The organism is Streptococcus sp. 79, assembly GCF_013277425.1.
Lineage (GTDB): Bacteria > Bacillota > Bacilli > Lactobacillales > Streptococcaceae > Streptococcus > Streptococcus pseudopneumoniae.
Genome location: NZ_VMMW01000002.1, coordinates 53,405 through 72,604 on the forward strand (window position 1 = coordinate 53,405; position 19,200 = coordinate 72,604).

At 41.2% G+C, this 19,200-nt stretch carries 18 protein-coding genes; 3 read left to right on the plus strand and 15 right to left on the minus strand.

Annotated elements, in window-relative coordinates; translation table 11 throughout:
• Positions 1-7: 7 nt before the first annotated feature.
• Entirely contained in the window at positions 8-2,125 is a 2,118-nt protein-coding gene (locus tag HT729_RS00925; RefSeq protein WP_172931567.1) for an LTA synthase family protein, read from the plus strand.
• A gap of 15 nt (positions 2,126-2,140) precedes the next feature.
• Positions 2,141-2,356, plus strand: a complete 216-nt coding sequence (locus HT729_RS11720) for a hypothetical protein (protein ID WP_119942562.1) — start codon at positions 2,141-2,143, stop codon at positions 2,354-2,356.
• A gap of 137 nt (positions 2,357-2,493) precedes the next feature.
• Here HT729_RS11720 and HT729_RS12545 read toward each other — a convergent pair whose 3' ends face one another.
• From HT729_RS12545 to HT729_RS00940, 3 genes are all read right to left on the minus strand, one after another.
• Entirely contained in the window at positions 2,494-2,754 is a 261-nt protein-coding gene (locus HT729_RS12545) for a hypothetical protein (RefSeq protein ID WP_345890459.1), read from the minus strand.
• 71 nt (positions 2,755-2,825) lie between these two features.
• Positions 2,826-4,460, minus strand: a complete 1,635-nt coding sequence (locus HT729_RS00935) for a hypothetical protein (RefSeq protein ID WP_172931562.1) — start codon at positions 4,458-4,460, stop codon at positions 2,826-2,828.
• On the minus strand, positions 4,441-5,190 hold the full coding sequence (locus HT729_RS00940; protein ID WP_050242125.1) for an ABC transporter ATP-binding protein: 750 nt from the start codon (positions 5,188-5,190) through the stop codon (positions 4,441-4,443). Before HT729_RS00940 ends, HT729_RS00935 begins: the two co-directional genes overlap by 20 nt.
• Positions 5,191-5,369: 179 nt before the next feature.
• Here HT729_RS00940 and HT729_RS00945 point away from each other — a divergent pair, with 179 nt between their 5' ends.
• On the plus strand, positions 5,370-6,824 hold the full coding sequence (locus HT729_RS00945; protein WP_172931563.1) for an alpha-amylase: 1,455 nt from the start codon (positions 5,370-5,372) through the stop codon (positions 6,822-6,824).
• 238 nt (positions 6,825-7,062) lie between these two features.
• Here HT729_RS00945 and alaS read toward each other — a convergent pair whose 3' ends face one another.
• From alaS to HT729_RS11725, 12 genes are all read right to left on the minus strand, one after another.
• Entirely contained in the window at positions 7,063-9,681 is a 2,619-nt protein-coding gene (alaS, locus tag HT729_RS00950) for an alanine--tRNA ligase (RefSeq protein WP_172931564.1), read from the minus strand.
• 21 nt (positions 9,682-9,702) lie between these two features.
• Positions 9,703-10,188, minus strand: coding sequence for an LURP-one-related/scramblase family protein (locus tag HT729_RS00955; protein WP_023932770.1), 486 nt, complete (start codon positions 10,186-10,188; stop codon positions 9,703-9,705).
• A 510-nt stretch (positions 10,189-10,698) separates the two neighbouring features.
• The gene (locus HT729_RS00960) at positions 10,699-11,232 is read right to left on the minus strand and encodes a DUF5626 family protein (RefSeq protein WP_023939759.1); all 534 of its coding nucleotides are present in this window, start codon (positions 11,230-11,232) and stop codon (positions 10,699-10,701) included.
• A 158-nt stretch (positions 11,233-11,390) separates the two neighbouring features.
• The gene (locus tag HT729_RS00965) at positions 11,391-12,461 is read right to left on the minus strand and encodes an ABC transporter substrate-binding protein (RefSeq protein WP_070842542.1); all 1,071 of its coding nucleotides are present in this window, start codon (positions 12,459-12,461) and stop codon (positions 11,391-11,393) included.
• On the minus strand, positions 12,458-13,231 hold the full coding sequence (locus tag HT729_RS00970; protein WP_000712740.1) for an ABC transporter permease subunit: 774 nt from the start codon (positions 13,229-13,231) through the stop codon (positions 12,458-12,460). Before HT729_RS00970 ends, HT729_RS00965 begins: the two co-directional genes overlap by 4 nt.
• A complete protein-coding gene (locus HT729_RS00975; RefSeq protein WP_000753801.1) occupies positions 13,228-14,034 on the minus strand; it encodes an ABC transporter permease in 807 nt (268 codons plus the stop codon). Before HT729_RS00975 ends, HT729_RS00970 begins: the two co-directional genes overlap by 4 nt.
• Positions 14,015-15,172, minus strand: coding sequence for an ABC transporter ATP-binding protein (locus HT729_RS00980; protein WP_023936083.1), 1,158 nt, complete (start codon positions 15,170-15,172; stop codon positions 14,015-14,017). Before HT729_RS00980 ends, HT729_RS00975 begins: the two co-directional genes overlap by 20 nt.
• A gap of 159 nt (positions 15,173-15,331) precedes the next feature.
• On the minus strand, positions 15,332-16,237 hold the full coding sequence (gene murB, locus HT729_RS00985; protein ID WP_023936081.1) for a UDP-N-acetylmuramate dehydrogenase: 906 nt from the start codon (positions 16,235-16,237) through the stop codon (positions 15,332-15,334).
• 111 nt (positions 16,238-16,348) lie between these two features.
• Entirely contained in the window at positions 16,349-17,101 is a 753-nt protein-coding gene (locus tag HT729_RS00990) for a YhfC family glutamic-type intramembrane protease (RefSeq protein WP_050971541.1), read from the minus strand.
• 9 nt (positions 17,102-17,110) lie between these two features.
• Positions 17,111-17,842: an acetolactate decarboxylase gene (gene budA, locus HT729_RS00995; protein WP_023932776.1), complete on the minus strand. Its 732-nt coding sequence runs from the start codon at positions 17,840-17,842 to the stop codon at positions 17,111-17,113.
• 482 nt (positions 17,843-18,324) lie between these two features.
• A complete protein-coding gene (locus HT729_RS01000) occupies positions 18,325-18,669 on the minus strand; it encodes a hypothetical protein (RefSeq protein ID WP_000489503.1) in 345 nt (114 codons plus the stop codon).
• Between the two features lie 30 nt (positions 18,670-18,699).
• Complete coding sequence (locus HT729_RS11725; protein ID WP_000669513.1) at positions 18,700-18,846, minus strand: hypothetical protein; 147 nt, start codon at positions 18,844-18,846, stop codon at positions 18,700-18,702.
• Between the last annotated feature and the right edge of the window lie 354 nt (positions 18,847-19,200).

The window sequence follows — 19,200 nt, forward strand, 5'->3', positions numbered from 1 at the left end:
AAAAGCCATGGGTACCAGACTGGGTTTTGTCCTAACCCTTTTAATCCTCTATTGGCTCAAAACCTTATTAGCCTATGCCGTTGACTTTAATTTAGATATTCAAGTGGGCAAGTTGCAGGGAAATTACCTTGCCTTTATCGCCTTTTTCAATCCCCTTCCCTTGGGGCTACTCCTGCTGGCTCTAGCCCTCTATGCTCGGTCAACCAAAATCTTTTATGGTCTGAGTATAGCTATTTATAGCCTGTTGTTCATTTGGCTCTATTCTAATGTCTTTTACTATCGAGAATTTAGTGACTTTATCACGGCTAATACCATGAAGGTGGTCAGCAAGGTGTCTGTTGGTACTGCAGAATTAGAGTTACTGCGCTTTTGGGATTTCATCTATTTTATGGATTTCCCACTGCTGGCTTTCCTTTTCTATAAAAAATTCATCCAGCTGGATAGGAGACCTTTCAAATTCCGCTCCAGTGTTGCCATCACTGCTCTCTCGACCCTGCTCTTTTCAGCTAACCTTTTCTTGGCTGAAATTGAGCGTCCCGATCTCCTATCGCGAGGATTTTCGAATTATTATGTTGTCCGCGCCCTTAGTTTGCCAGCCTTTTTAGGCTATAGTGCCAACCAATCCTATAGCGCCAACAAGGAACGAGCCAAGGCCTCTGAGACAGATCTGCAACCTATTACAGATTATATTCAAGAGCATTCGGCTAAGCCCAATCCAGACTATTTTGGCTTGGCCAAAGGAAAAAATGTGATTTATCTCCACTTGGAGAGCTTCCAGCAGTTCCTGCTTGACTATAAACTCAACCTAGATGGAACTGAGCATGAAGTCACTCCCTTCCTTAATTCCCTCTACCATTCGCAAGCAACCCTATCCTTTTCGAATATCTTTAACCAAGTCAAGGCTGGTAAAACCTCAGATGCGGAAACCATGCTAGAGACTGGTTTGTTTGGACTTGACCAAGGTTCCTTTATGGTCAACTATGGAAGTACCAATACCCAGCAGGCAGCGCCTTTTATCCTAACAAAAAATGGCTATCAATCAAGTGCTGTCTTTCACGGTAATATTGGGACCTTCTGGAACCGAAATACGACCTACAAACAATGGGGCTATCAATACTTCTTTGATGCATCCTACTTCACCAAGCAAGACAGTAACAATTCTTTCCAATATGGTTTAAATGATAAAATCATGATGAAAGATTCTATCCAATATCTGGAGCACTTGCAGCAGCCTTTTTATGCCAAGTATATCACGGTGTCCAATCACTATCCCTATGCTAGCAATCTGACAGGCGATGAGCTTGGTTTCCCACTGGCTAAAACCAAAGATGAAACAATCAACGGCTACTTCCAAACAGCTAACTATCTGGATAGTGCCATCAAGGCCTTCTTTGACTATCTCAAAGAAAGTGGCCTCTATGAAAAATCCATCATCGTCATTTACGGAGACCATTATGGTATTTCCAACTCCCGCAATCCTGAGCTGGCACCCTTGATTGGAAAGACTTCTGATAACTGGTCGAATTACGACAATGCCATGTTGCAACGGGTGCCTTTTATGGTGGTCATGCCTGGCTATGAAAAAGGACAAATCATCAATACCTACGGTGGACAAATCGATATCTTACCGACTCTCGAACACCTCCTTGGTATTGAGTCCAATTCCTTCCTTCAAGTCGGCCAAGACCTTCTGTCTCCAGATCATCAAGAAATCGTTGCCTTTCGAACTGCCAATTCCTTCGTCACACCAAAATACACCAGCTACGACGGACGAACCTACTATACTGAGAGCGGTCTCGAAATCAGTAATCTTGATGAACAAGCTCAAACTGAACTAGAAAGCGTTCGGCAGACAGCCAGCCAACAGCTAAAAATCAGCGACCAGATTCAAACTGGTGATTTGATACGTTTCTACCAAGCAGATCATCTTGGAAAAGTTGATACTGAAAGTATTTCTTACCTCAATTCCTTGCCAATTCTGCAAAAGATTGAACAGGAAAAAGGTAGTCAGTCAACCAGCCTCTTTAGCCAACGACAAGGCAAAACTAGTACTGACCTTTTCAAGGCACCAAGTTACCAAGAACTCCATCCCGAGTCTGCAGAAACTGAATCAAAATCACAATAAAAATGCTCTTCCATCGTGGAGGAGCATTTCTTTTTATCAACAAAAATCAAAGAGCAAACTAGGAAGCGATCTGCAGGCTGCTCAAAGCACTGCTTTGAGGTTGTAGATAAGACTGACGAAGTCAGCTCAAAACACTGTTTTGAGGTTGTGGATAGAACTGACGAAGTCAGTAACCATATCTACGGCAAGGCAAATCTGACGTGGTTTGAAGAGATTTTCGAAGAGTATTAACTTTGAGATTGTAGCTGGAGAGGCTGTACCTGCAATATATGTCTGTCAAGTTTAGTGACAAAGGTAGAAGAAAGATGAAGAAATAAATCAGCTTCAGCAGGTATCTGGAAAATTTGATTCTATAGAGAAGCCTTTTGTTACAAACTCAATATACTATCAATAAATAATATCATAGAAGCAACAATAATTAAAATTTCACCTATTTGCATCATTCTATTTCGAACTTTAAATATATGTTCTATCAAAAATACTTGGATCACACACATTATAGGAATGAAAGTTTTTGAAATTGAAAAATATCCAAATAAATAAACTATAAACAACAAAAATAGAACTATGTTATATTTCTTATTCAAAACATTCCTCCCTATATATTTTTGATTACCAATCTTAATCATTTACAACTACATTCTAACAAACTATAAAAGCGTTTGTCGAATTGAATTTATCAAGCAAGCGACCAACTATCTCATCTTTTTTCTATTTCTGCCAATATGCGTGACAGGTAGTAATGATAGCCAAAAATAGCAAGACCAAGCAGAAGGATAAGAGCTCCTACTCCCAAGCTGATGGCAAGGACAGGGGCGAGAGACCGAACCAAGAACAAACTTGCTATGACTAAAATCATTAAGATAACACTATGAATTAAGAGTAAAACTATTGCTACTATACGATTTGAACGGTTCACCAGGTCCGTAATGTTACTCCAATTGGTTGACAAATTTTTCACGTCCTTAAGGTAATGGTGGCAAGAAAGGATGACACTGGCAAGGATCCATGCCACAAGGAGGTAAATCATCGAAAGGATGGGCAAGCCTAGATATAGAGAAAGTCCAAGTAAAGTCAGAACTGGTAAAAAGGACTGGACAGCAAATATAATCCAAAATTTCACTTTCACATAACGAGCAAAGTCAAAGGGTAAACTCTTAAGAAAATCAACATTTTCCCTCTCCAAGGATAAAGCAATTGAATGCAGGCTGGTGATATTGTTATTGACAACTGATATAAACAATCCTATAAAAAACAAGGGTAACCAGTATGGAGGATGAATATCTGGAACTATCTGAGAATCTCGGATTTTGGAAATCAGACCAATCATCATGAGATAAGGAAGGAAAGCACTTGTAAAAAGCACTGTAATCACGCCAGTCCCCTGTCCCAAGAGGGTGAGGTGGTAGCGTAAAACCATACGGAAAAATCCCTTTTTAGTAGTTGAAATTCTCTCCTTACTGCGACGTTCTTTCTTGACCTTCTCCTCACTGTTAAGCAGAATCACGTCATAAAAATGAGGAAGAACCTTCTTTTTGGTCAGGTAAAGTAAGAAGACAGTTAGAGTTATCCAAGCGAGCAGACCCAGTATGGCTTCTGTCGAAAAAGGCTCCACTGCTATTTTGTAAAAGATATGAAGAGGATAAAGGAGAAATGGAATGTCTCTAACTTTGTCAACAATACTTCCAAAAGTCGACTGTAGAAAGAGGACAAATATTAAAGGTATGAGAACTCCTATCCCAATCATCACATTCGAAAAAATAGACTGATACTTTCTGAAGACCCTAGTCTGAGCCAAGAAATGTACTGCCACTACCATCACTAAAGTAACAGAGACAAATAATAAGGCCAAGGATAGCAGCATCAAAGGCAAGCCCAGCCAAAGAGAAGGAGCTAGCCTAATATAGAGGACTAGAAAATAAGCTAGGATTGGTACAATTCCAGCTAGAGCTGGCAAGAGAACAGACAGACCTTTGGCCATTATAATCTCTGATTCTTTAAAGGCATAGGGCCTATACGATGCCAAGTCCTTACTCTCATAAAAGACATTGTAAAATGCAGTGAAAGAAGTTGAAAAGGCAAGCACCAGTAAAATAGCAACCATGCTACTAAAAAAACTTGGTGTTTCCTCAAAAGGAAAACGAAAGGCTATATTTATAAACATGAAAAGCATCAAGAGACTGGAAAAAATGTAAGAACTTAGGACTCTAGCGGAAACATTTACTTTTTTTCCAGGATTCTTAGCCTGCTTCTTTCGTAGATTAGCCAGATTAGCTTCTTGAGATGAATAAAGGATATTGATATCAACTAATTTTTTAATGACCTTGAGACGCATCTGAAACCTCCTCTTTTCTACCAGCAAGGCTAAGGTAGATACTTTCTAAAGACTGGTCTGGGTGATCTTTTCTCAAGTCCTCTACGCTACCACAATAGATCAAATGCCCCTTTTTCAAAATGGCAATCCGATCACAGACTTGCTCGGCTACCTCTAGGACATGGGTTGAAAACAAGACTGTCTTGCCTTTTTGCGCATGTTCCTTCATCATTTGCTTCAAATCAAAGGCAGCCTGGGGATCCAAACCTGTCAAGGGTTCGTCCAAGACCCAAATATCGGGATCGGACAAGAGTGCTCCGATGACAAAGACTTTCTGACGCATTCCGTGAGAAAGGGTTTCAATAACCTGATAGCGGTTTTCAGCAAAATCAAAAACACTCAATAGCCTAGCTAGACTAGCCTCCAAATCAGAGCTAGTCAGATCATAGGATGAAGCAATCAATTCCCAAAATTCATTGGCCGTTAAGCGTAAAAATAAGTCAGGCGAGTCTGCTACGTAGCCAATCTTTCGTTTAATAGCTAAACGATTTTCCGATAACTCCTGACCGTCTACTAAAATACGACCACTGCTGGGCGAAATGATACTGACTAAGGATTTTATGGTGGTCGATTTCCCAGCCCCATTATGGCCAATCAAGCCCATAATCTCCCCATTTTCAATCTGCAAATTGAGATTGCTCAAAGCCTCTTTATCACCATACAACTTACTAACATTTTGAAATTCAATCATGGGATGACTCCTATCTTTATCTATATTACATACTATTATACTAGCACTTTGATACAAAAAAATCAACACTTTATTTTAAGTAGATACAATAGTTTCCTTCTATTCTTACGCAAACGTTTGCGCCAAGAGATACTTTATGATAGAATAAAGAACAAGATTGACAAGTAAGAGGAAACATCATGCAAAATCAAACACTTATGCAATACTTTGAATGGTATCTGCCCCACGACGGTCAGCACTGGACGCGTCTGGCTGAAGATGCTCCACACCTAGCTGATCTCGGTATCAGCCATGTCTGGATGCCACCAGCTTTCAAGGCTACCAATGAAAAAGATGTAGGCTATGGGGTCTATGACTTATTCGACCTAGGCGAGTTTAACCAAAAAGGAACTGTCCGCACCAAGTATGGTTTCAAAGAAGACTATCTTCAAGCCATTCAAGCCCTTAAAGCACAGGGAATTCAACCTATGGCCGATGTGGTGCTCAATCACAAGGCTGCTGCTGATCACATGGAAGCCTTTCAGGTTATTGAAGTGGATCCTGTAGACCGTACGGTTGAACTCGGAGAACCTTTCACCATCAATGGCTGGACTAGCTTTACCTTCGATGGTCGCCAAGATACCTATAATGACTTCCACTGGCACTGGTACCACTTCACAGGTACAGACTACGATGCAAAACGCCGAAAGTCTGGGATTTATCTGATTCAAGGAGACAACAAGGGTTGGGCCAACGAGGAATTGGTTGATAATGAAAACGGCAACTACGACTACCTCATGTATGCCGATCTAGACTTTAAACATCCTGAAGTTATCCAAAATATCTATGACTGGGCTGATTGGTTCATGGAAACGACTGGTGTAGCTGGCTTCCGCTTGGATGCCGTTAAGCACATCGACTCTTTCTTCATGCGCAATTTCATCCGTGATATGAAGGAAAAATACGGTGAGGATTTCTATGTTTTTGGTGAATTTTGGAATCCAGACAAGGAAGCCAATCTGGACTATCTTGAAAAAACGGAAGAACGCTTTGACCTTGTCGATGTTCGTCTCCACCAGAATCTCTTTGATGCTAGTCGAGCAGGTTCCAGCTATGACCTTCGTGGTATTTTCACAGATAGCCTGGTTGAACTCAAGCCTGACAAGGCTGTAACTTTTGTCGACAACCACGATACCCAACGAGGCCAAGCCCTTGAGTCTACCGTTGAAGAATGGTTCAAACCAGCAGCCTATGCCCTTATTCTGTTACGCCAAGACGGCCTTCCATGTGTCTTTTACGGCGACTACTATGGGATTTCAGGGCAATATGCTCAACAAGATTTCAAAGAAGTCCTTGACCGCCTCCTAACCATCCGAAAAGATTTGGCATATGGAGAACAAAATGACTACTTTGATGACCCTAACTGTATCGGTTGGGTACGTTCAGGTGCTGAAAATCAATCCCCAATCGCAGTTCTTATCTCAAATGACCAAGAAAACAGCAAGTCAATGTTTGTCGGCCAAGAATGGGCTAACCAAACCTTTGTAGATTTACTTGAAAACCACCAAGATCAAGTTACAATCGATGAGGAAGGTTATGGACAATTCCCAGTCTCAGCTGCTTCGGTAAGTGTCTGGGCAGCTAATACAATCTAATAGTCAATGATTATAAAGTCAGATCCAATCAGATTTGGCTTTTTTGGTATGAAAAAGACCTACCCAAATGGATAGATCTTTAAACTCAATGAAAATTAAAGAGCAAACTAGGAAGCTAGCCGCAGGCTGCTAAAAACACAGTTTTGAGGTTGTAGATAAGACTGACGAAGTCAGTTACATACCTACGGCAAGGTGAAGCTGACATTGTTTAAAGAGATTTTCGAAGAGTATTACTTGATTACAATTTACCTGCTACTTCATCCAACAATTCTTGGATCTTAGCTTGGTTGCTTCCTCCTGCCATGGCCATGTCTGGTTTACCACCACCACGTCCATCGACGATTGGTGCCAATTCTTTGACAAGGTTTCCTGCATGAAGGTCTTTTGTCTTGCTTGCTACAAGGACATTGACTTTGTCACCGATAGCGGCAACTAGGACAAGAAGATCAGAGTAGTCTTTTTGTTTCCAGTTATCTGCAAAAGTACGAAGGGCACCTGCATCTGATACAGAAACTTGGCTAGCAATGTAACGGTGACCATTGACTTCCTTCACATCCTTGAAGACATCGCCCGCGACTGCAGCTGCAGCTTTTTCTTTCAACTCAGCATTTTCTTTTTGAAGTTGACGAAGTTGTTCTTGAAGTCCTTCTACCTTGTGAGGTACTTCCTTGACTTGTGGTGCTTTAAGAGTTGCTGCGACAGCTTTAAGAGCGTCCTCTTGTTCACGGTAGGCTTCAAAGGCTTCCTTACCAGTCACTGCCAAGATACGGCGAGTTCCTGAACCGATACCTTCTTCTTTGACAATCTTGAAAAGACCAATTTCAGAAGTGTTACCAACGTGGGTACCACCACAAAGCTCGATAGAGTAGTCACCGATAGTAACAACACGGACTTCCTTGCCGTATTTCTCACCAAAGAGGGCCATAGCTCCCATTTCCTTGGCAGTGTCAATATCTGTTTCAACTGTCTTGACTTCAAGAGCTTCCCAGATTTTTTCGTTGACTTGCTGTTCAATAGCACGCAATTCTTCTGCAGTTACTGCTTGGAAGTGGGTAAAGTCAAAGCGAAGGAATTCAACTTCGTTAAGAGATCCTGCTTGTGTTGCGTGGTTTCCAAGGATATTGTGAAGGGCAGCGTGAAGCAAGTGAGTCGCAGTATGGTTTTTCATGACACGGTGACGACGATTTGTATCAATTGCCAAGGTATATTCTTGGTTCAAAGCAAGTGGTGCATGGACTTCAACTGTATGAAGAGCTTGACCATTTGGGGCTTTCTGAACATTGGTCACAGTAGCCACAACCTTACCTGACTCATCCAAAATTTGTCCATGGTCAGCGACCTGTCCACCCATTTCAGCATAGAATGGCGTTTCCGCAAAGATAAGAGAGGCAGTTCCTTCTGATACAGCTTCTACTTCTGCATTGTCAGCCACGAGAGCCACCAATTTAGAAGACAATTGGCTAGCATTGTAGTTGAAGACACTTTCTACAGTGATGTTTTGAAGGGTTTCATTTTGCATACCCATTGAGCCACCCTTGACAGCTGACGCACGCGCGCGTTCTTGCTGTTCTTTCATGGCTGCTTCAAAACCTTCACGGTCTACAGTCATACCAGCTTCTTCAGCAATTTCTTCAGTCAATTCAACTGGGAATCCATAAGTGTCGTAAAGTTTAAAGACATCTGAACCAGCGATGACAGATTGTCCTTTTTCTTTCAAGTCTGCTACGATACCTTGGGCAAAGTGTTGACCTGAGTGTAGGGTACGAGCAAATGACTCTTCCTCGCTCTTAACGATTTTTTCAATAAAGTCACGTTTTTCAAGCACTTCTGGGTAGTAGCTTTCCATGATTTTTCCAACAGTTGGAACCAGTTTGTAAAGGAAAGGCTCGTTGATACCCAGTTTTTGACCATGCATAGAAGCACGACGGAGAAGACGACGAAGGACGTACCCACGACCTTCATTTCCTGGAAGGGCACCATCACCGATAGCAAATGAAAGGGAACGGATGTGGTCAGCGATAACCTTAAAGCTCATGTTGTCGCCATCCTGGTCATAGACCTTACCAGACAATTTCTCCACTTCACGAATGATTGGCATGAAGAGGTCTGTTTCAAAGTTAGTCTTAGCCCCTTGGATAACCGCTACTAAACGCTCCAAACCAGCGCCCGTATCAATGTTCTTGTGTGGCAATTCCTTGTATTCACTACGAGGAACAGCAGGGTCTGCGTTAAATTGTGACAAAACGATGTTCCAGATTTCGATATAGCGGTCATTTTCAATATCTTCTGCAAGTAAACGAAGACCGATATTTTCTGGGTCAAAAGCTTCTCCACGGTCAAAGAAGATTTCTGTATCTGGTCCAGAAGGTCCAGCACCGATTTCCCAGAAGTTATCCTCGATTGGAATCAAGTGACTTGGATCCACTCCCACTTCAATCCAGCGGTTGTACGAATCTTTATCATCTGGATAGTAGGTCATGTAAAGTTTCTCAGCTGGGAAGTCAAACCACTCAGGGCTTGTCAAAAGCTCATAAGCCCAAGTGATGGCTTCGTCACGGAAGTAATCACCGATAGAGAAGTTCCCCAACATTTCAAACATGGTATGGTGACGTGCAGTCTTCCCTACGTTCTCGATGTCGTTGGTACGGATAGCCTTTTGAGCATTGGTAATACGTGGATTTTCAGGAATAATGGTCCCGTCAAAGTATTTCTTAAGGGTTGCTACCCCAGAGTTGATCCACAAAAGAGTTGGGTCATTTACAGGAACCAAGCTCACTGATGGTTCTACTGAGTGACCTTTGGTCGCCCAGAAATCAAGCCACATTTGGCGTACTTGTGCACTAGATAGTTGTTTCATATTGTCTCCTTATTTACTTGTTTAATGTGATTGGCTTTCCAGCATCTCCACATAGTCAATCGCGACACAGAGGGAAATGACTAGATCTGCATAAGCGTCCTCCAGAACCGTTACGGTATAGGTAGAGGTCAAATGGAAGAGTTCCTTCTTAATTTCTGCAATCAACTGATCGCGATCATCCAGCAATTTGAAATTCAAATCCCAGATATTGCCCTCGATACGAAGACCTAGATTATCAAACTCATACTTATCTCGCCAGAAGGTCAACTTCTTACGAATGACAAAACTCGAGCCATCCCGAAGCTGAATCTCAAAACGAGGAAGCAAGGTCAAGATTTCTTTACTGATCTGACTGACTTGTTCACCATTAACATCATAGATGGTAAAGGTTTTAGGAATCTTAAAGAATGATCCCTCCACCTGATAGGCGATTTCTCCCCTGTCATCCTTGATAGCGAAGCGTTCGCCTCCAAGACGAAACTTTTGTTTGACAAGAAATGTTTTCATCAACACCTCCAAAAATCAAAAGACAAGCTCATATCACGAAGGGCGAAAAACCGCGGTACCACCTTCATTCAATGAACTTGTCATTCTCTTGTTCTTATGCAATTGTATGATTGAGTAGCATGACTTCCTAGCTTAGATGGCTCGCAGCACCGCCATTTCTCTGGACTAAGACAAGTGAAAATCAATTCTCAACTTAAGTATTATACCGTTTTTTTAAGTCTACGTCAACTGGAAATCATTCCCATTTAAGAAACCCCATTCCCTACATCTTCGATTACTTTTTCAGAATATACTTTTTCTTACTGCCATTTTTCTTTTTATCCCAACTTTTATCCCAAGTTTTCGAATATTTCATAATAAAAGACACCAAATTATTTAATTTTGGTGTCTTTATCTGCTCTCTAAATATTTTAAATTGTTTATTTCTTAAGATTTTTTACTATTAAAAAAATGATGATTAGAAAGAGAGTTATAGTAAGAGCGACTGTCATCAAACCAAACATTCCCATTTTACTTCACCAGTGTAACTAGATAGTCTGCGTCGAGCTCTGCTCGAAGAGCTCCGTCCCAACTTGGGCCGTTAATCCAAGGAACACTGAGTTGAAATGTGAAATATGCTGTTGCTCTCCTATTACTTTCATGCACTAAATTTGCGGAGTTTGTGCCTACTAGATGGAAATACCATAAATCATATGCGCTGGTAATGTTACGAGTATCTATTGTGATATAGAAGCCACAGTTAAATATCCCGCGTCTGTAACTTATATGATAAGTTCCGTTACTAGCTTTTTCACTACCAACTTGTGCCCATCTAAAACTGGTTCGAGGTCTGTCAGCAACCTTTGTAACGGTAATTACATTTTCTTCCCCAGAATTATCTGTAAATACTTGTGTAGCAGAATCCCCGACTTTCATTACTAAAGATGTTCTTGTTTCATAACTACCGTTATTGTCAATATTTTCATCTGCCTTTGTAGTTGAAAATGTTGTTAAAAACAATAAACTAGCAACTGCTGTTAAGAAAATCATAAACTTCTTTTTCATGATTTATTCCTCCTATCTTTTTTAAAAGCATAGAATATTTAGAGAGTTTCTTGTGTTTGTGTTTACGCTTACATTATACCATAAAATATTGTTATTGCAAAGAAAAAGAGTTAAAAAAACGAACCAGCTTGACTGATTCGTTTCGTGACTGCTAACTCCTACTTCCGATACATTTTAAATTGTAGGAAGAGGTCGCTATATTTTCCTGTCCATTTATGGTCAAATTTCTCATAAACTTCTAGGTGTTTCATGGTTTCAGCATCAGGATAGAAGGCTTTATCTTCTTTTTTCTCCTCTGGGAGTAATTCCTTAGCTGGTAGGTTTGGTGTTGAATAGCCAACATACTCCGCGTTTTTTAGAGCATTTTCAGGTTTCAACATAAAGTTGATAAAGGCATAGGCGGCATCTTGATTTTTGACTGTTTTGGGAATGACCATATTGTCAAACCAAAGGTTGCTGGCCTCGGTCGGAACCACATAGCGGAGGTTTTCATTTTTCTCCAGCATTTGGCTGGCTTCACCAGAGAAGGTCACACCGATTGCAGCGTTATTCTGAATCATGTATCCCTTCATCTCGTCCGCCACAATAGCCTTGATATTTGGAGTGAGCTTGTAAAGCTTGTCCACTGTCTCTTCCAACTGCTGGGTATCCTTGGAGTTGAGGCTGTAGCCTAGCGAATTGAGGCCTAGTCCCAGTACCTCACGTGCCCCATCAAAGAGCATGATAGAGTTCTTATACTCTGGCTTCCAGAGGTCATCCCAATGCTCAGGCGCTTCCTCTACCATGGTTTCATTGTAGACAATTCCCAGTGTTCCCCAGAAGTAAGGGATGGAGAATTTATTACCCGGGTCAAAGGATTGGTTGAGGAACTCTGGTCCGATATTTTCAAGCCCTTCAAGTTTTGAATAGTCAAGCGGTACCAAGAGGTCTTCGTCCTTCATCTTGTTGATCATGTATTCACTTGGGATGGCAATATCGTAGGTTGTTCCACCCTGCTTGATCTTGGTATACATGGCTTCGTTGGAGTCAAAGGTCTCATACTGGACTTGGATTCCTGTTTCTTCTGTGAATTGCTCCAAGAGTTCTGGATCGATATAGTCACCCCAGTTGTAGATAACCAGTTTTTGACTATCTCGGCTATTGATCTTACTATCTAAATGCGTCGCAATTCCCCACAAGACCAGGATGATGGCTGCAATTCCTGCTAAAAATGAATAGAGTTTTTTCATGCTTGCTCCTCCTTCTCACGTGAGATAAAGTAATAACCAACAACTAGGATAATACTAAAGAGAAAGACAAGGGCAGACAGGGCATTGATTTCAAGCGAAATCCCCTTGCGAGCACGAGAGTAAATCTCGACTGACAGGGTTGAAAAGCCATTTCCCGTTACAAAGAAGGTCACGGCAAAATCATCTAGCGAATAGGTGAAGGCCATGAAATAACCTGCAATGATAGACGGTGTCAGGTAAGGAAGCATGATTTCCTTGAACATCTGAAATTGACTGGCTCCCAAATCATAGGCCGCATGAATCATGTCACCGTTCATTTCCTTGAGACGAGGCAAGACCATCAAGACCACGATAGGAATGGAGAAGGCCACGTGACTAGAGAGAACGGTCAAAAAGCCAAGTGAAAACTTGAGTTGAGTAAAGAGAATCAAGAAGCTGGCACCAATCATAACATCAGGCGCAACCATGAGGATATTATTGAGTGATAGAAAGGCTTCTTGGTATTTCTTGCGAGACTGGTAAATGTAAATAGCTCCAAAAGTCCCGATAATGGTCGCTATCAAGGCTGACAGAAAGGCCAAGAAAAAGGTCTGAGTCACAATCAACATAAGGCGACCATCGCCAAACATGGTTTTAAAATGGCTCAAGCTAAAGCCTGTAAAGCTATTCATGTCATTGCCCGCGTTAAAGGCATAGCCAATCAAGTAAAAGATTGGCAGGTAGAGGACAAGAAAGACCAGTCCCAGATAAAGGTTGGCAAATTTTTTCATCGTTCTCTCCTTTCCTTGGTCACCCACATGGTGATGAACATAGTCAGGATGAGAATCACACCGATGGTAGAACCCATACCGTAGTTGTCATTGGTTAGGAAATTCTGTTCAATAGCCGTTCCCAGCGTAATAACACGGTTCCCACCAATCAAACGGGTCAGCATGAAGAGACTCAAGCTTGGAATAAAGACAGATTGAACCCCACTTCGCACGCCGTTCATAGACAGAGGGAAGATGACATGACGGAAAGTCTCCCACTTGGTTGCACCGAGGTCGTAGCTGGCATTGATAAGATTGTTATCCATATCGTCCAAGACATTGAAAATCGGCAAAATCATAAAGGGAAGCTCGATGTAGCTTGCGACAAAGATAAAGGAGAAATCGGTAAAGAGCAACTGCTGTGAACCGATTCCGATAAATTCCAAGAATTGGTTAATAGAGCCATTCTGACCAAAAATCCCAATAAAGGCATATGCTTTAAGAAGCAAATTGATCCAAGTTGGCAGGATAATCAGCATGAGCCAGAGTTGACGGTGCTTGAGACGGGTCAAAAAGAGGGCTGTTGGATAGCTGATAAGCAAGGTCACAAAGGTCACAATCCCTGCATAAAGCACAGAGTTAAAGCTCATTTTGAGATAAGTCAAGTTTTGTGACGCGAAGTAAGATTTGTAATTTTCTAAACTGAACTGGCCTTCAATGTTGAAAAAGGACTGGCCGAAAATCAAGACCAAGGGTGCCAACACAAAGAGGGCAATCCAGAGCATGTAGGGCACTACAAAGAGTTTAGAGCTTGTTTTCTTCATCTCTTTCCTCCTCGATTGCATTGATTAGACCTGCTTCTTGCTCTTCAATTTCCACGTATTCTTCGATACGAGCATCGAACTCTTCTTCGGTTTCGTTGAGACGCATGATATGGATGTCTTCTGGTTCAAAGTCCAGACCGATTTCCTCACCAACAATGGCCTTACGAGTCGAGTGGATCATCCATTCATTCCCAAGTTCGTCATAGGCGATAATCTCATAATGCACCCCACGGAAGAGCTGGGTATCGACCTTAACTTGGAGCTTGCCTTCTTCAGGAAGGGTAATCCGCAAATCCTCTGGACGAATAACGACCTCAACAGGTTCATTCGGCTTCATCCCACCATCAACCGCTTCAAAGCGTTTGCCGTTAAACTCAACCAAGTAGTCCTCAATCATGGTTCCTGGCAAGATATTTGACTCACCGATAAAGGTCGCAACAAAATGGTTAATTGGCTCATCGTAGATATCTACTGGTGTTCCAGACTGGACAATCTCGCCATCATTCATAACAAAAATCCAGTCACTCATGGCCAGCGCTTCTTCCTGATCGTGAGTGACAAAGACAAAGGTAATGCCCAATCGTTGTTGCAGTTCACGGAGCTCGTACTGCATGTCTGTCCGCAATTTCAAGTCCAGAGCTGACAGAGGCTCGTCCAACAAAACCACACGGGGTTGGTTGATGATAGCACGGGCAATGGCTACACGCTGACGTTGTCCTCCAGAGAGTTTACGGATGGAACGTTTTTCATAACCTTCCAACTGAACCATCTTGAGAACTTCCGCTACGCGTTTCTCGATTTCTTTCTTGTCAATCTTGCGCAAGCGGAGCGGAAAGGCAACATTTTCAAACACATTCATATGTGGAAACAAGGCATAGGATTGGAAGACCGTATGGACGTCTCGCTTGTTGATTGGGATGTCATTGATGCGGACACCGTCCAGTAAAATATCTCCTGTCGTCGCATCCAGTAAACCTGCAATGATGTTTAGGATAGTTGATTTCCCTGAACCAGATGCGCCTAGAAGGGTATAGAATTTCCCTTCTTCCAACTCAAAGTTGATGTCTTTGAGAACCTTGGTGTTGCTGTCTTCAAAAACTTTAGAGACGTTTTTGAATTCAATAATTGGTTTTTTCAATTGTCATTTATTCCTTCTTTTTCATAGATTAACAGATCAGGGCTCTGTCAGGCCGCCACTACCTCGTGTAGGAGATTGAACTGCCTACATTCTTCTGCACTAACGATAGGCTTTCACCCCCTTTCCATGACATAGCAGCAGCTTTTCAACTACAGCTTCCTACTTGCTTTCACCTAAAATACGGACTTCTCTCTCAAGAGTGACGCCAGAGTGTTCCTTTACTTTTTCAATCACAGACTCAATCAAGTCTTCGTAGTCTTTAGCCGTTCCGTCAGCAACATTAATCATAAAACCTGCGTGTTTTTCAGACACTTCAACACCACCGATACGATAGCCTTTCAAGCCAGCTTCTGAAATTAATTGACCTGCAAAATGCCCGACTGGACGCTTAAAGACCGAGCCACAAGATGGATATTCTAAAGGTTGCTTGAGTTCACGTAGGTGCGTCAAGCGGTCCATTTCCTGCTTGATAACCTGATGGGTTCCTGGGGCTAGGGCAAATTTAGCTGACAAGACAACTGCACCAGACTCTTGAATGGCTGAGTGGCGGTAACCAAAAGCCAAATCTTTAGCAGACAGGGTCTCTATTTCTCCATCCTTGGTCAAGACCTTACAAGACTGCAAGATGTGAGCAATCTCGCCACCATAGGCACCCGCATTCATAAAGACAGCACCACCGACGCTTCCTGGAATGCCACAAGCAAACTCAAAGCCAGTCAAACTATGACGAAGGGCAATGCGAGTTGTTTCAATCAAGTTAGCACCAGCTTCAGCTTCGATGGTATAGCCATCAACGGAAACATTATTGAGCTTGTCGCACAAGATGACAAATCCACGAATTCCACCATCACGAACGATGATATTGCTGGCATTGCCAAAAACCATCCAAGGAATATTTTCTTGATTGGCAAATTTTACAAGGCGCGCCAACTCAAAACGATTTCGTGGAAAGACCAAATAATCGGCCTCTCCACCTACTTTTGTATAACTATAGCTATGCAAGGGTTCCTTAAAACGGATATCAATTCCTTCTAAGATTTCAAGCATTTTTTCTCTTACAGACATGTCACTCTTCCTTTTACAAAATTCATTCCATTATACCATTTTTAAGACCATTTGACGACCCTAAAAAAATCTTAGGCTTATTTTAAACAAAAAAAGAGGTTTCCCCTCTTTTTATGATTTTTTGCAAAAGATAGCCTTGGTTCCATAGGTAACCAGAACGAGCTCAAGTGCTAGGACAACTTCCACCAAGACTGGATTTGTCAACCAGCCAACTTGGACTAGAGATGGTGCTAGGTCAAAGAAGGCATGTAGGCCATAGGCTGCTAGGAGATAAATCCATTTCTTCTGGCGAACAGCTTGGTAAACCCAAACAGTCAAGAGTAATTGGAAACCTAGCGCCAAGATTCGCTCAAAACCAAGCAAATAAATCTGCCAGACTGATAGCGACTGAATAGTTTTCAACATATTTTCAGACAGTAATTGCATGACCTGTGGATCCTGCGTTTGAACTGCTGAGAGAACGAAGTAGAGATTAAGCAAACTAGTAAGACCTAGGAAAATCAACTCCAAGCCACCATGCCCTAACCCATAGGCCAAGGCGTCTGCCTTTTCCAAACTTCTCTTTTTCTCCAACCATTTGAAGAAAATAAGACGAGCCGTTTCCTCAAAAAATGCTGCCATGGCTAAGCCATAGATGATATAGACAAGCGGATGGTCTTGCAAGAGGGCAATACTACCGTCTTTTTGAGGATGCAAAACCAAGATATGCACCAGTTTTTCCAAAATCTGTGAAGAGACAAAGAAGGCTACAGCTCCCAAGCCCAAAACAGCTAGATTAATCTGGTATTTCTTTTTGGCATACCAAACGCTCCCTAGCAAGAAAGCCAGCAACAGCACCATGGTAATGATAATATGAATGATCATTTTCTTCTCCTATTCTGCCTTTTCAATATCTTTTTTCATCTCGTCAACATTGAACTTAGCAAACAAGTATTGACGGTCTTGGACTGGGAAACGTTGGTCCAACTGGTCAATAGCTCCCACCTCAATAATGCCTTCCTTGATAACAAAGTCCATAACATGCCCACCGAAGGTCAAATCATCTGAGATAAAATGTAGATGATATCCTGCCAAACTGACCCCATTGAAAATCTCTGGCGTCCAGAAACCAACGATGGTTCCTGCCACATTGTCACGACTATATTCAGGTTGATGGGTTGCGACATCAGCAAACTTGGTATCTGGTGCCGACTTAGGAATCATGCGCACATGCATATGTGAAAATTCCCCACGAATCTTGATAGAGCGGAAAAGATTTTCCCCGTCATAATAAGACTCAATCCGTTCTTCCAATTCCTTGTCTGTCATCTCAAAGCGCTGGCGGAAAATGACCTCTGCCTGATGTGGTACTACTGCTGCGTAAGGAATAAGGGCATCTGGTAATACTTCTACAATTTCCGGTTGCTCTCCTGAGCCTTTGGCTTGATAAGCCTTGCCATCCAAGACAATCAATTCCCCATCAATGGAATCCAAGGTTCCCAAACCAAGGTCTCCATGCTCTAGCAATTCTCCTACTGTCATGGTCCCACCATAAAGGCCAGCCATCAAGGCTCCAAGGGTATTGTATTGAAATAATTTCACTGGTTCCTGCACGTTCTTATCCATTCTCTTTCTTGTTTGTTATTCTATAAATGTTACTCCTAAGTATACCACATTTAGCTTTATATGTGAACGAGAGAAACACCTTAGACATTGCCAAGAAAGAAAAAAAGGGTACAATGTAACAAAATCAAGGGAGGTCTGGAATGAAGAAACAAAGCAAGTACCAAGAGGTCGTAGCTTATCTGAAAAATGCATCGAGTCTGGACGCTTTCCGACGGGTAGCCTGAGATTTTGACAGAAACAAAACTTGAACTGGCACAACAACCCCTAAGGAACACACTTCCCTAGGGGCCTTTTTTTATTTAACTAAATCATTATTTATTTTTTGTTCCTAGCAAACATAAATATTGTATTAATAATTGCAAAAATAAATGCAAACAAAAGGATTTTCCAAAGGATAAATTTTTGTAACACTAAATATGCATATACAAATCCAATCAAAAAGCTAATAATCCCATCTTTTATTAAAAAGTTTTTATCACGCATTATTCCAGACCACACTGAACTGCCCAAATAGCCAACTGACCAGCAATGATATAAATATTTGTTTTAAGTCCATTAGCTTTAACAAATCTTAGTACCACTTTAGCTAATTCTAACCAAGCCTTTTTCTGCGCATACTTAACAATTAGCGAAACATTGGTCATAGCAAAAAATTCTTCTCGTATTTTTCTCGCTATACATCCTCCCATCTCATCCCAAGGGACTCTGTCATAGAGATTATTAATATTAGTTTCTAATTTATTTTCCGCAAGAGCAATATCTTTTTGAGAAAAGTTTTTATAAACATATTCAGTAAAATTTTTTTCATTAACTCCATTTCTAAACATTTGATCAAGAACATTAGCTACATCATCTATTTATTTTTGTTCTTGGGTACTAATTTCAGAAACTTCCGTAGTAGTTACATCATCAGCAAATACTCTAACAGAAACTATAGAAGGAGACATAATAGAAAATAGTGATAATACAACAAGAGCTGAAGTTACAGTTTTTTTAAATTTCATAAAAAACACTCCTTCAAGTCACAAATATATATTACTGATAAAATAACTTGATTTTCTGATTTAAAACTCCTTTCTAACAAGTCATTCGTATACTTTTATTTTTCAATTCTATTATACCACAACTAGAAAACGGTTTCAAGTTTTTTCCTAAAAATATGTGCAAGTAATACGGGGAAATTAGCATGAAAACTTTTTAAAACAAACCAACCCCAGATAAAAATACATATTTTGTTTTAAAGAGAAAAAAGTTCCGAAAAACTGTCACATCTGCATTTGGTTGCTCTTTGATTTCAAAAAAAGTATTAAAGATGGGAATATACCACATTTGCTCTTAGATGTGAACGAGAGAAACAC